This window comes from Nocardia asteroides (assembly GCF_900637185.1).
GTDB classification, from domain to species: Bacteria; Actinomycetota; Actinomycetes; order Mycobacteriales; family Mycobacteriaceae; genus Nocardia; species Nocardia asteroides.
The window spans coordinates 3,324,719-3,337,882 of sequence record NZ_LR134352.1 but is presented as its reverse complement, the minus strand read 5'-3'; the positions used below and the strand labels follow the sequence as shown (position 1 = coordinate 3,337,882).

Here is a 13,164-nt window from a genome sequence, read left to right as displayed (position 1 = left end):
GTACCGAGAGGAGAACACGCAGTGCCACTGGATGTCCCGCTCGATCTCGAACCCACGCGTTGCCCCGTGTCACCGGATTCCCGGGACGGGCAGGAACGGGTGCCGCTGTACTCGGAGCAGTTCGCCGCCGACCCGCAGAGCGCCTACCGCGACATGCGGCACCGCTACGGCTCGCTGGTCCCGGTCGACCTGGTCCCCGGTGTCCCCGCGACCCTGGTGATCGGCTACCGCACCGCCGTGCAGATCCTCAACGACCCCGACCACTTCCCCGCCGATCCGCGCATGTGGCAGCGCGACATTCCCGCCGACTGCCCCGTGCTGCCGATGATGTGCTACCGCCCCAACGCGATCCGCACCAGCGGGACCGAGCACATGCGCTACCGTCAGGTCACCGTGGCGGGCCTCGCCGGTGTCGACCTGTACCGGCTGCACCGCACGGTGGAGCAGATCGCCATGCCGGTGATCAACGGGTTCTGCACCGACGGCACCGCGGATCTGCTGAGCCAGTACGCCTTTCCGGTGATCTTCGCGACCATCAACGCCATGCTCGGGGTGCCCGACGAGATCGGCGGCCGGGTCGCCACCGGCATGGCGCAGATGTTCGAGGGCGGCGACACCGCGGTGCGGGGCGCGCAGATGCTCGAGACCGCGCTCTACGACCTGGTCGCGCTCAAGCGGCAGGCCCCGGGCGACGACGTCACCACCCGGCTGGTGCAGCACCCCCAGCAGCTCGGCGACGAGGAGCTGATGAATCAGCTGCTCACCATGTACGGCGCCGGAATCGAGCCCACGCTCAACCTGATCCTCAACACGGTCCGGCTGATGCTCACCGACCATCGTTTCGCGGGCAGCCTGCTCGGTGGCAGCCTGTCCACCCGCGACGCCCTCGACGAGGTGCTCTACACCGACCCGCCGATGGCCAACTTCTGCACCACGTATCCACGCCAGCCGATCCTGGTCGACGATGTGTGGCTGCCCGCGAACCAGCCGGTGCTGATCAGCATGGCGGCCTGCAACAACGATCCCACGATCGGCTCCGGCGACTTCCTGGACAATCGCGCGCACCTGGCCTGGAGCACGGGCCCGCACGGCTGCCCGGCGAAGTCGCCCGCCTACCTGATCGCCCAGGAGGTGATCGACCAGCTGCTCGACGCGCTGCCGGAACTGGAGCTGGCGGTGCCGGAGGCCGAATTGGTCTGGCGCCCTGGCCCGTTCCACCGCGCGCTGGCCGCGCTGCCGGTGCGGTTCCCGAAGACACCGCCGCTGGCGATGCCGACCCGCTGAACCATGCGGTCCCTGCTCCGCCGAGCAGGGACCGCGTCCGGTCACGCGCCGCGCAGGTGAACCGGCAGGTGCTGGTGGCCGTTGGAGATGAAGCTGGGCACCGAGCCCAGTTCGGACTCGGGCACCGCGAAGCTCATCGCCGGGAAGCGCTCGAACAGCGCGGGCAGCGAGACCAGGGCCTCGAGCCGGGCCAGCGGAGCGCCGAGGCAGTGGTGCGCGCCGTACCCGAAGGCCATGTGCGACTTGTTCGCCCGGGTGGGATCGAACTCGTCGGCGGTCTCGCCGTGCAGTTTCGGATCGCGGCTGGTGCCCGCGTAACTGGCCAGGATCGCCTCGCCCTGCGCGATGCGGACGCCGTCGATCTCGATGTCGGACACCGCGTACCGCAGCGGCAGATGCGCCACCGGCGACTCGAAACGCAACGTCTCCTCGACCAGGTCGGCCCAGGTGATCGCGCCCGAACGCACCTGGTCCAGCACGGCGGGCCGGGTCAGCAGCGCGGTGATGGCCTGGTCGAGCAGGTTGACGGTGGTCTCGTGCCCGGCCGAGATCACCAGCAGCAGGGTGCCGATGAGCTCTTCCTCGGTGAGCGTGCCGCCCTCGTCCTCGTCGCGCTGGGAGATCAGCAGGCTGGTCATGTCGTCACCGGGCTGTTCGCGGCGCAGCGCGACCAGTTCGCCCAGGATCCGGTACATCTCCAGGTAGTTCGCCTGCGACTGCTCCGGGGTGAGGGTGGTGTCGAAGATGCCGTCGACACAGGTGCGCAGGCCGGGGCCGAGCGATTCGGGCACGCCCATCAGCTCGGAGATGACCTGGATCGGCAGCGGATAGGCGAACAGCTCGCGCAGGTCGACGGCCTCCCCCGCCGGGGTGCGCTCCAGTGCGTCCAGCAGGTCGGCGGTGATCCGCTCCACCTGGGCGCGCATGGCCTCGGTGCGGCGCGCGGTGAACGCGGGCGCCACCAGCCTGCGTAGTCTGCGGTGGTCGGCGCCGTAGGCGGTGAACATGTTGGCCACCGCCACCCACAGGTACAGCGGCCAGTCCGGCGGGATCTCCCCCGCGACGAACGGCGGCCAGTGCTGGGCGGCGTCCTTGGAGACCCGGGGGTCGATCAGCAGTTTCTCCAGCAGGGCCGCGTCGGTGATCGACCACGCCTGCACGCCACCGGGCAGTTCCACCAGCGCGGCGGGCCCCTGTTCCCGGATGCGGGCGATCTCGCCCTGGATGTCCTTCCCCGTCGTATCGATTACCAACCGACTCGTTACCGATTCCACCATGAACCTCTCGATCACCGGGTGTTTCCCCGACCCCAGCACCGGCGGCCGAATCGAAACATACTGCTGGACTGGATCTTCCGACCCGCCCAGCGATGGTACCGGTCACACTCCGCCGTCGCAGGGAGTCCGGACGCGACCCGACGGGTCAAGCGACCGGCGCCCGGTCCCGCACGTAGGCGACGACATCGGCCGCGGCGGTCACCGCCGCGCTGTCGGCCGCACCCGCGCGCAGCCGCTCCAGCGCCTCGTCCAGGCGTGGCCCCTGCCCCTGCGCGGCCAGCAGGATCGCGATCGCTTCCCGGGTCGCGAGATCCGGGTCCGGCACGGCCAGCAACTCGTCCAGGTAGCGGTCCGGCTCCAGCAGGCGCAGTGCCCGGCGCGCGCAGGCGTGCACGCGACGGGGCAGATCGGCCCGCAGCGCGTCCAGATCGGCCTGCCGTACCTGTTGCCCTTCCTGCGCCGGATCTGTTCCCAGAGACCATGATTCGGCGCCCTCTGCGCCGATCTCGCGCGTTTCGACGAGCCCGGGCCCGGTCGCTTCCGCGAGCGGCGGGTGGGCACGGCCGTGCCGGGCGGCGCGCCACTGCTGGAATTCCCACCAGGCGATGGGAGTGGCGGCGGCCGCCAGCCCGAAGCGCGCCACCTGCTGCCCGTCGGTCCAGGTGCGCTGTATCCGGTCGCGGCCGACGACGGCCACCCCGTCCGGCGTCACCCGCGCCCAGCGCGGATCGGCGCCGTCGAAGCCGTAGGGCTGCAACAGCTTTCCGATATCGCGTGTCAACCGGCGTAGCGCCGGGTCCAATCCGACCATCCCGGCAGGTTATCCGCACCCACCGACAACCCCCCGTGGCCCGGTCGGTCTAGGAGGCCTCCTCCACGAGCTGGGCGTCCTCGGCGCGATGAACCCGCAGGGTGAACCGGAACCCGCAGGAGCTCTCCAGCGACGACGAGCGACGATCGGCGGCGGGCACGCTGCGCACATCGATGCCGACATCGATGTCCTCGAGCCCGGCACCGAAGCGTTCGGCCATCCAGAATTCGGTGTGCCAGGCGGTCCGCCCGGCCAGCACGTCCCCCGGCTCGGCCTGGAAATCGGCGCGGCGCACACAGATCGGGGTGTGGCCGTCGGAGTCCGGCGCCAGGTACAGCACGACCGGCCCGTGCATCGCGATGAGCAGTTGCAGCACGTGCCTGGCGTCGTCGCCGGCTTCCACCGCACGGTGACGATGGCTCGGCGGCCGGAGGTGGGGTTGTCGATCGCGGTGTCCTGCCCCGGCGTGGTTCGCCATGAGGTGTTCTCCTTGCAAGATCTCGGGGGGTATCGGTTCGCCAGACACTATCGGTGCGCAAGGTTGGTCCAGGGTTGGTGCCCGTCGAATCTTGCGAAGGCACAACCACTTCGGCGGAAACCGGACACCGCCGGACGCGGGCCCCGGACGGGCGGATCCCAAGGGATCGGGGACGAGACCGCCGACGGCCCGGCTCCCCCGGCCGGTCGCGGCTTTTCCTCGGGTGACAAATCCGGTGGCGCCGGTTTTGTTTGCGAGACAAAGGATGCGGCGTGGGACACACATTCCGGCGTCGACAATTTCGTGAGGTCCCTCACTCCGAACCCTCGGCGACCCGAGTCGGAAACCTCGGAAAAACGAGCCGGAGCCGATTGCCGAAAGTTGGCCGTACACCGTAAAGCACGGCATCTTCAGTGCTTGTCAGCAGTTTTCTCACGATAGCCGAGTCGCATGAATTTCCGGACTGACCGCCCCGTTCCGGTGCCGGGTGAACGCCCGGTGACGCCTCGGATCGCTTCCGGCCGAGGGGTTTCTCTCGGGTAATGTCCTGCGCACCGACGGTCGGCAAAACATCCCAGGCGTACGGACAGACCTTGGAGGAGTTCACGTGTTGCATTCACGTTTCGAATCGATCGGCGCATATCTTCCGTCGAATATCGTCTCGACCGCGGAATTGATTTCGCGTCTGAAAGTACCGCCCTCGTTCGATCTGGAGAAGATCACCGGGATCAAGGAGCGCCGGGTCCGCGACACCGGACCGGACGGCCTGCGGGATTCCTTCGCGCTGGCCATGGCGGCCGCCCAGGACTGCCTGAGCCGGTCCCGCTACGCCGCGGGGGAATTGGACGTGATCATCTCCTGTTCGATCACGCGCAGCAATCAGGGCACCCGCATGTACATGGAGCCCTCCTTCGCCTCGACGATCGCCCAGGCCCTCGGCGCCGACGCCGCGATCACCTTCGACGTGTCCAATGCCTGCGCGGGCATGCTCACCGGCACCTACCTGCTCGACCGGATGATCCGGTCCGGAGTGGTGCGCAACGGCATGGTGGTCAGCGGTGAGTCGATCACCCCGATCGCCGACACCGCGGTGAACGAGATCTCGGAGAAGTACGACCTGCAGTTCGCGTCGCTGTCGGTGGGCGACTCGGGCTGCGCGGTGGTGCTCGACCAGGCGGTCGACGAGGCCGACATGATCCATTACGTCGAATTGTTCACCGCCGCCGAGCATTCGCACCTGTGCCTGGGCATGCCCAGTGACAAGTCCGCCGGTGTCGCGCTGTACACCGACAACCGCAAGATGCACAACGAGGCGCGTTTCCTGCTGTGGCCGGACGCCCAGGGTGATTTCCTGGCCGAGCGCGGGCGCAGTTTCGCCGACGAGAATTTCGACTACATCATCCACCACCAGTTCGGCGCGGCCGCCGTGCCGTACATCAACGGAGTGGCTGCCCGCGAGTTCGGCGCGCCGATCCCGCCGGATCTCAATGTGATCGAAAAATACGGAAATACTTCGACGACTTCGCATTTCATCGTGCTGCACGACCAGCTCACCGAGGACAACATCGCCGCGGGGTCGAAGTTGCTCATGGTGCCCGCGGCCTCCGGTGTGGTCGCCGGCTTCCTGTCCACCACCATCTCTTCGCTGAAGGTCTGAGGTTCGTCATGGGCGTGCGTATCCAAGCAACCGGCACCGGCGCGGCGGCCGGCACCCACAGCGTCGTCGAGCACAGCGGCCTGGCGGCCCGGCAGTGCGTGCAGCGGGCCGGGATCCGGCCCGACCAGGTGGGCGTGCTGATCAACACCGGGATCTTCCGCGATTCCAACACCGTGGAGCCCGCGGTGTCGGCGCTGATCCAGAAGGCGGCCGGGATCGGGCTCGACTACACGAAGGACGACCGGCGGACCTTCTCGTTCGACCTGATGAACGGCGCGGTCGGCGTGCTCAACGCCGTGCAGGTGGCGGGGTCGGTGCTGACCACCCGCGGCACCGAGTACGTGCTGGTGGTCGCCGGCGACACCCATCCCTCGCTGACCCGCGCCACGGCCGACGCCGAGTTCCCCTTCGCCACCTCCGGTGCCGCCCTGCTGCTGACCAGGGACGAGGGTCCCGAGGGCTTCGGCCCGGTGCACCTGGCGCGGTCCACCGGCAGCCCGGCCGAGGCGGCCTATGTCGACACCGCGACCATGGGCACGATCGGCCGCTCGCTGATGACGGTGGAACGCGACGACGATTTCGAGGACCGGATCCTGACGGTGGCGATCGACGCCGCCCGCGCGGCCCTGGACGAGGCGGGCGCCGACCCGGCGGGCACGGCCCTGATCGCCTCCACCCCGACACCGCATTTCCCCAAGAAGCTCGCCGATGCCCTCGGACTCCCCCAGGATGCCATCCGCACCCCGGACCTGACCGACGGTGATCCGCACACCGCCGCGCTGCCGCTGGCCTACGACCGCGCGCTCGCCGAGCAGACGCTGACCGGCTACACCCGGGTGCTGTTCGTGGCCGCGGGCGCTGGTCCGTCCGCGGGCGCCGCCGTCTACCGCCTGCCGGAGCGCACCGCGTGACGACGGCGACCTACTGGCGGACCGTCGACGAGTTCCGGCGGCTCGCCGCCGCGGAACCGGACCGGCCCGCGGTGATCTACCCCGACGGGCAGACCCAGGCCGGGCTGCCGGACTACCGCCGGATCACCTATCGCGAACTCGACGACTGGTCCGACGCGATCGCCCAGCGGCTCACCGAGTCCGGCGTCGGCAGCGGCACCCGCACCATCGTGCTGGTGCTGCCGAGTCCGGAGCTGTACGCGATCCTGTTCGCGCTGTTGAAGATCGGCGCGGTACCGGTGGTGATCGACCCCGGGATGGGCGTGCGCCGCATGGTGCACTGCCTGCGCGCGGTCGAGGCGGAGGCGTTCATCGGTATCCCGCAGGCGCACGCGCTGCGGGTGCTGTTCGCGCGCAGCTTCCGTGGCGTGCGCACCACGCTCACGGTGGGCCGCCGCTGGTTCTGGGGCGGCCCCACCCTGGCCGGCTGGGGCCGCACCCCGGCCGGGGCGCTGCCGCCGCGGGAGCCCGCCGCGTCCGACGACGTGCTGATCATCGGATTCACCACCGGCAGTACGGGTCCGGCGAAGGCGGTGGAACTCACCCACGGCAATCTCGCGGCCATGGTCGAGCAGGTGCACGCCGCGCGTGGTGGCACCGCGCCGGAGGCGTCGCTGATCACCCTGCCGCTGGTGGGCGTGCTCGACCTGCTGCTCGGGTCGCGATGTGTGCTCCCGCCGCTCATTCCGAGCAAGGTGGGGTCCACCGATCCGGCGCACGTGGTCGACGCGATCGAACGGTTCGGCGTCCGTACCCTGTTCGCCTCCCCCGCCCTGCTGATCCCGCTGCTCGAGCACCTGCGCGCGCATCCGGCCCCGCTCGCCACGCTGGCGGAGATCTTCTCCGGTGGCGCGCCGGTCCCGGACTGGTGTGTGGCCGGGCTGCGCGAGGTGCTGCGGCCCGACGCGCGGGTCTACGCCGGCTACGGGTCCACCGAGGCGCTGCCCATGTCGACGATCGAATCCAGGGAACTGCTGGACGGTCTCGTCGATCGGGCCCGCCGCGGCGACGGCACCTGCATCGGCAGGCCGGCCGACCGCGTCGAGGTGCGGCTGGTCGGTATCACCGACGACCCGATACCGGACTGGGCCGGCGCGACCACGCCCACCGGCGATCGTGCGGTGGGCGAGATCGTCGTCGCCGGACCGAATGTGAGCACCCGGTACTACTGGCCGGCGGCGGCGAACGCGGCGGGCAAGATCCGCGAGGGTGACCGCGTCTGGCATCGCACCGGCGATCTGGGCTGGATCGACGAGCAGGGCCGGATCTGGTTCTGCGGCCGCAAGAGCCAGCGGGTCACCACCGCGCGCGGACCGATGTTCACGGTGCAGGTGGAGCAGGTGTTCAACACCGTCGCCGGGGTGGCGCGCACCGCGCTCGTCGGGGTCGGCGCGGCCGGTGCGCAACGGCCGGTGCTGTGCGTCGAGCTGGAGCCGGGGGCCGACGAGTCCGCGGTGCTGACCCGGGTGCGTACCAAGGCGACCGAATTCGCGACGGTCGCGCCGATCGCCGCGTTCCTGGCGCATCCGCGTTTCCCCGTCGACATCCGGCACAACGCCAAGATCGGGCGTGAGGAGCTCGCCCGCTGGGCGGCGAAGAATCTGGAGACCCGCCGATGAAGATCCTCGTCACCGGCGCGTCCGGTTTCCTCGGCGGCGCGCTCGTGCGCGCGCTGGTCGCCGACGGCACCCACGACGTGTCGATTCTGGTGCGGCCCACCAGTGTGCTCGACGACCTCGGCCCGGCCCTGGACCAGGTGACGGTCGTGCACGGCGACCTCACCGACGGCGCGTCGCTCGAGCGCGCCGCCACCGGCGTCGACGTGGTGATCCACAGCGCCGCCCGGGTCGACGAGCGCGGCACCAGGGCGCGGTTCTGGGCGGAGAACGTGCGGGCCACCGAACTGCTGCTGGCGGCGGCCCGCCGCGGCGGCGCGTCGCGGTTCGTGTTCGTCTCCAGTCCCAGCGCGCTGATGGACCGCGACGGCGGCGACCAGCGCGACGTCGACGAGTCGCTGCCCTACCCGCGCCGCTATCTCAACTTCTATTCCGAGACCAAGGCCGCCGCCGAACGCGCGGTCCTGGCCGCGAACGCCCCCGGATTCACCACGGTGGCGCTGCGGCCACGGGCGATCTGGGGTGCGGGTGACCGGTCGGGGCCGATCGTGCGGCTGCTCGGGCGGACGGCGGCGGGCTCGCTGCCGGATCTGTCCGGGGGCCGCACGGTGGAGGCGTCGCTGTGTCACGTGGACAACATCGTGCACGCGTGCCGGCTGGCCGTCACCGCGGACACGCCAGGGGGCCGGGCCTACTTCGTCGCCGATGCCGAGAAGACCGATGTGTGGGGATTTCTCGGTGCGGTCGCGACCCGCCTCGGCTACGAGCCGCCGACCCGGCGGCCGAATCCGCGGGTCGTCGCGGCGGCGGTCGCGGTCCTGGAGACGGTGTGGCGCATCCCGGCCGTGGCCGACCGCTGGTCACCGCCGCTGTCGCGCTACGCGGTGGCCCTGATGACCCGCACCGCCACCTATGACACCGGCGCGGCCCGGCGCGATCTCGGCTACACCCCGGTCACCGATCGCGACACCGGCCTGGCCGAGTTCCTCGGCTGGCTCGACGGGGTGGGCGGTGTCGAGACACTGACCCGGCACCTGCGCTGACCATCCTCGACCTCCCGGAGGCAATCATGCACGGCAGCAGCACCTTTCGCCGTCCCATCACGACGACCGAGCGCATGTACTTCCCCATGCGCGAGCTGGCGCCGCCGTTCCTCATGCAGCTGGTTATCCCCGGCGACGGCGAGATCGACCCCGAACGGCTGCGTCGCGCGGTCACCACGGCCGCGGCCGTGACACCGGGCGCGCGGCTGGTGCGCCGGGGCGCGGACTGGATCGACAGCGGCACCGCGCCCGCCGTCCGGGTGGCGCTGGGCCACACACCGCAGGGGCCGGCGCTCGAGCTGGATCCGGTGCTGACCAGCCCGATCGGGCCGACCCCGGACACCACCGTCGAGGTGCTGCTGCTCACCGGCGACCCGGTGACGCTCGTCTTCCGGGTGTTCCACGGCGTGATGGACGGCATGGGCATGGTGCTGTGGGCCACCAATGTACTGCGGGCGCTGCGCGGCGAGGATCCGGTCCCGCAGCCGGATCCGATCGCCGATCAGGAACTCGTGGCGCGGATCGGCGCGCCCGGCCGTCCGGCCGCGATGGTCCCGCGCTATCGCAGCGCGGTCGGGCGCGGCAGGCAGCGCCGCGGCGAGGCCAGGCACCTGATGCGGCACCGGCGGATCGCGGCGGCCGGGCCGGGCGCGCTGGCCCGGGTGTGCGCGCTGCTGGCCGCGGAGACGCCGGGCACCTCGCGCATCATGATGCCGGTGGACCTGCGCAGGCACGATCCGGCGCTGCGCTCGACCGCCAATCTCGCGCTGCCGCTGTTCCTCGATCTCGCACCGGGAACGGACTGGACCGCGGTCAAGGAGCGGATCAAGACCGGTCTGCGGGAACGGCGCGAGCTGAACCAGCTGGCCAACACCAAGATCACCCTGGTGCCCGATCCGGTCAATCGCGGTGTCCTGCACACCACGAACTGGCTCGGGGCCCGCTTCGGCCGGAACCTGGCCTCGGCCACCGTGTCGCATATGGGCCGGTTCACCGCCGACGAACTGGCGGTACCCGGTTTCCGGCCGACGGGGCTGTACGTCCTGCCCCAGCACAGTGTCGCCATGCCGCTGCTGTTCGGCCTCACCGAATTCGACGGCCACACCCACCTGACGGTCTCGGCCCGCAACGGTGACGGCATCGAAGCCCGGCTGGAGGCGCTGCTGGACCGGATCACCGACCTGCTGGAATCGGTACCGGCCGAAGAGAATTCGGCGGATTCCCGGCGATGACGGTGCTCGCTCGCCTCGTGCTCGCGCGCCCGCGCGCGGTCCTCGCGGTCGCCGGGGTGTTCGTGGCGCTGTGCGCCGTGTTCGGCGCCGATGTCGCCGGGCGCCTCAGCGCGGGCGGTTTCGCCGACCCCGGCAGCGAATCGGCGCTGGTCGATCGCACGGTCACCGAGCACTTCGGCCCGCAGAGCCCGGATGTGGTGGCGCTCTACACCGCGCCGGAGGGGCGCACGATCGACGAGATCGCGCCGCAGGTGGCGGCGGCCGTGGACCGGATCGATCCCGCGCTGCTGGCCCGGCCGGTGCAGAGCTACTGGAACAGCGTGATCCCGCTGCGGAACTACCTGGTGTCGGCCGATCGGCGCCAGGCCGTGGCGGTGGTGTTCACCGCGGGCGACGAGACCGCGCGCATCGCCGCCTATCCCGCGATCGCCGACGCGCTGCGGGTGCCCGGCGTCGAGACCCGGCTGTCCGGCTACAGCGCCCTCAACGCCGAGATCGTCACCCGGTCGCAGCGGGATCTCGTGGTGGCCGAGTCGATTTCGCTGCCGGTGACCCTGGTGCTGCTGGTGCTGGTGTTCGGCGGACTGCTCGCCGGAGCGCTGCCCGTGCTGGTCGGCGGGATGGCGGTGGCCGCGTCGCTGGGCGTGGTCCGGCTGCTCACCGAGATGACCGAGGTGACCACCTTCGCGGTGAACATCGCCTCGCTGCTCGGGCTCGGCATGGCCATCGACTACGGGCTGTTCCTGGTCACCCGGTTCCGCGAGGAGTACGCGCGCCACGGCGATATCGGCCGGGCCGTCGAGCGCACCTACGCCACCGCCGGACGCACCGTGGCGGTGTCGGCGGTGCTGCTGATGTGCGCCTTCGCCGGCACGTTCGTCTTCCCGCAGGCGGTGCTGCGCTCACTCGGCATCGGTTCGGTCGCCGCGGTGGCGCTGGCCGCCGCCCTGTCGCTGACCGTGCTGCCCGCCCTGCTCACGCTGTTCGGTGCGCGTATCGGCCGCACGAAGTCGTCCGCGGACCGGGGCGAGCGCTTCTGGACGCGGGTGGTCGAGGCGGTGCAGCGGCGCCCCGGTGTCGTCGCGGTGGCGGTCGGTGCCGTGTTGCTGGTCCTGGCCGCACCGGTCACCGGCATCGCGCTCGGCGACATCGACCAGCGCGCCCTGCCGCCCGACAGCGAGATGCGCCGCACCGCCGACGAACTCACCGCGAACTTCCCCGCCGCGGCCAGCGGCGCGACCGTGCTCCTGCGCGGGCTGGACGGAACCCCACCCTCGGCCGCCGCGATCGAGGACATCCTCGACGGCGTCGACGGAGTGCCGGGGGTGCGGGACGCGGTGCAGATCGGGCGGACCGACGACATCGTCGTCGTGCACGTGTTCCTGACCGCCGCCGACCGCAGTGCCGACGCGACCGCGGCCGTGCACGCCATCCGGGCGCTCGAACCGCCCGCGTCGACGGTGGTCACCGTCGGTGGAGACACCGCGGCGACCGTCGACACGGTGGACTCGACGGTCGGGCGGATGCCGCTCATGATCGCGGTGATGGTGCTGGCGACCATGGTGCTGCTGACCGTGGCGTTCCGCTCGATCATGTTGCCGCTCAAGGCCGTTGTGCTGGCCTTCCTGAGTCTGGCGGCGACCTTCGGGATCATGACCGTCGTCTTCTACCACGGGTTCCTGGCGGGTCCGCTGGGGATCACGGCCGGTCCGATCCCGGCCGGCATGCTGGTGCTGATCATCGCGGTCGTGTTCGGCCTGTCCACCGACTACGAGGTGTTCCTGCTCTCGCGGATGGCCGAGGCCCATCGCGCCGGTGCCGACACCGCCACCGCCGTGCGCCTCGGAACGGTGCGCACAGCCCGGGTCATCACCGCCGCGGCGGTCCTGCTGGTGGTCGTCACCGGCGCGTTCGCGCTCTCCCCGCTGACGCCCATGCGGTTCCTCGGCCTCGGCATGATCGTGGCCCTGGTGCTGGACGCGACGCTGGTGCGAATGCTGCTGGTGCCCGCCGTGGTGCAGCTGATGGGACCCGCGAACTGGTGGCTGCCCTTCCGGGCGCGGACCGGCCCGGCGCCGTCACCGCGAGAGAAGGTCGGGCAGCTCGTCGAGTGAGCCGATGACGTGGATGCCGCCGCGGATGTCGCGGCGGTCCCGCGTGTTCGCCCGGTCGAGCCAGCACGACCGCAGCCCGGCGCCGGCCGCGCCGAGGGCGTCCAGGTCGTAGTTGTCGCCCACGTAGGCGACTTCGTGCGGCGCGAGCCCCAGCCCGGCACACCCGGCGAGGAAGATGCTCGGATCCGGCTTGGCGGCACCGTGTTCCTCGCTGCAGATGAACACCTCGCCGAAATAGGACAGCAGGCCGACCGCTTCGAGCTTGCCGCGCTGCGGCGGGATCGCCGAGTTCGACACGATGCCGAGCCGGTACCCCGCGGCCAGCTTCCGCAGCACCGGCTCGGCGTCGGGGAAGGCCGCCCAGGCGGCCCGGCGGTGCGCGGTGTATCCGGCGAACCAGGTCGCCGCGTCAGGCGCGATGACCGCTGCCGGCTCGATCCCCCGCAGATGGGCCACGAACCGGCGGGCCCGGGACTGCTGCTGCTCGGTGAACGACAGTTCCCCGGTGACGAACCGGTGGTACTCGGTCGCGGTGATGTCGCGCCACAGCGCGACCGCCGCCGCGGGCTCGCTGAACCGGCCGAGGTCACCGTCGGCCCGCAGCTGGGCCAGCAGCCCGGTCGCCTCGGACGCGGAGTAGTCGAACAGGGTGTCGTCGACATCGAACAGCACACCACGAATCCCCATGCGTACCTCCTGCCT

General features: G+C 70.9%; 11 protein-coding genes. 7 read left to right on the top strand and 4 right to left on the bottom strand.

Annotation, left to right across the window (positions count from 1 at the left end; genetic code table 11):
- Window positions 1-66: 66 nt before the first annotated feature.
- Window positions 67-1,284: a cytochrome P450 gene (locus tag EL493_RS15690; protein WP_019046578.1), complete on the top strand. Its 1,218-nt coding sequence runs from the start codon at window positions 67-69 to the stop codon at window positions 1,282-1,284.
- 41 nt (window positions 1,285-1,325) lie between these two features.
- Here the strand turns inward: EL493_RS15690 and EL493_RS15685 are convergent, their stop codons facing one another.
- The 3 genes from EL493_RS15685 to EL493_RS32370 form a co-directional block, all read right to left on the bottom strand.
- A complete protein-coding gene (locus tag EL493_RS15685; protein ID WP_030203174.1) occupies window positions 1,326-2,561 on the bottom strand; it encodes a cytochrome P450 family protein in 1,236 nt (411 codons plus the stop codon).
- A gap of 145 nt (window positions 2,562-2,706) precedes the next feature.
- A complete protein-coding gene (locus EL493_RS15680; protein ID WP_019046576.1) occupies window positions 2,707-3,372 on the bottom strand; it encodes a hypothetical protein in 666 nt (221 codons plus the stop codon).
- A 49-nt stretch (window positions 3,373-3,421) separates the two neighbouring features.
- Entirely contained in the window at window positions 3,422-3,775 is a 354-nt protein-coding gene (locus tag EL493_RS32370) for a DUF779 domain-containing protein (protein ID WP_019046575.1), read from the bottom strand.
- Window positions 3,776-4,457: 682 nt separating this feature from the next.
- On the opposite strand from EL493_RS32370, the gene EL493_RS15670 reads away from it, so the two are divergent.
- The 6 genes from EL493_RS15670 to EL493_RS15645 are packed head-to-tail and all read left to right on the top strand — an operon-like array spanning window position 4,458 to window position 12,462.
- Window positions 4,458-5,507, top strand: a complete 1,050-nt coding sequence (locus EL493_RS15670) for a 3-oxoacyl-ACP synthase III family protein (protein WP_019046574.1) — start codon at window positions 4,458-4,460, stop codon at window positions 5,505-5,507.
- Window positions 5,508-5,515: 8 nt separating this feature from the next.
- Window positions 5,516-6,418, top strand: coding sequence for a beta-ketoacyl-[acyl-carrier-protein] synthase family protein (locus tag EL493_RS15665; protein ID WP_019046573.1), 903 nt, complete (start codon window positions 5,516-5,518; stop codon window positions 6,416-6,418).
- Complete coding sequence (locus EL493_RS15660) at window positions 6,415-8,076, top strand: fatty acid CoA ligase family protein (protein ID WP_019046572.1); 1,662 nt, start codon at window positions 6,415-6,417, stop codon at window positions 8,074-8,076. Before EL493_RS15665 ends, EL493_RS15660 begins: the two co-directional genes overlap by 4 nt.
- The gene (locus EL493_RS15655; protein ID WP_019046571.1) at window positions 8,073-9,116 is read left to right on the top strand and encodes an NAD-dependent epimerase/dehydratase family protein; all 1,044 of its coding nucleotides are present in this window, start codon (window positions 8,073-8,075) and stop codon (window positions 9,114-9,116) included. The genes EL493_RS15660 and EL493_RS15655 overlap by 4 nt, the downstream gene beginning before the upstream one ends.
- 26 nt (window positions 9,117-9,142) lie before the next feature.
- Window positions 9,143-10,348: a hypothetical protein gene (locus EL493_RS15650; RefSeq protein ID WP_019046570.1), complete on the top strand. Its 1,206-nt coding sequence runs from the start codon at window positions 9,143-9,145 to the stop codon at window positions 10,346-10,348.
- Window positions 10,345-12,462 (top strand): MMPL family transporter, encoded by a 2,118-nt coding sequence (locus tag EL493_RS15645; RefSeq protein WP_019046569.1) that lies wholly within the window; start codon window positions 10,345-10,347, stop codon window positions 12,460-12,462. The genes EL493_RS15650 and EL493_RS15645 overlap by 4 nt, the downstream gene beginning before the upstream one ends.
- Here EL493_RS15645 and EL493_RS15640 read toward each other — a convergent pair.
- Entirely contained in the window at window positions 12,427-13,149 is a 723-nt protein-coding gene (locus tag EL493_RS15640) for an HAD family hydrolase (protein ID WP_019046568.1), read from the bottom strand. The genes EL493_RS15645 and EL493_RS15640 overlap by 36 nt on opposite strands.
- Between the last annotated feature and the right edge of the window lie 15 nt (window positions 13,150-13,164).

Bases quoted from the DNA above. Each gene is read 5' to 3' on its own strand.
- EL493_RS15685 (WP_030203174.1), bottom strand. From the start codon at position 2,561: ATGGTGGAATCGGTAACGAGTCGGTTGGTAATCGATACGACGGGGAAG.
- EL493_RS15665 (WP_019046573.1), top strand. From the start codon at position 5,516: ATGGGCGTGCGTATCCAAGCAACCGGCACCGGCGCGGCGGCCGGCACC.
- EL493_RS15650 (WP_019046570.1), top strand. From the start codon at position 9,143: ATGCACGGCAGCAGCACCTTTCGCCGTCCCATCACGACGACCGAGCGC.
- EL493_RS15645 (WP_019046569.1), top strand. From the start codon at position 10,345: ATGACGGTGCTCGCTCGCCTCGTGCTCGCGCGCCCGCGCGCGGTCCTC.
- EL493_RS15640 (WP_019046568.1), bottom strand. From the start codon at position 13,149: ATGGGGATTCGTGGTGTGCTGTTCGATGTCGACGACACCCTGTTCGAC.
- EL493_RS15655 (WP_019046571.1), top strand. From the start codon at position 8,073: ATGAAGATCCTCGTCACCGGCGCGTCCGGTTTCCTCGGCGGCGCGCTC.
- EL493_RS15680 (WP_019046576.1), bottom strand. From the start codon at position 3,372: ATGGTCGGATTGGACCCGGCGCTACGCCGGTTGACACGCGATATCGGA.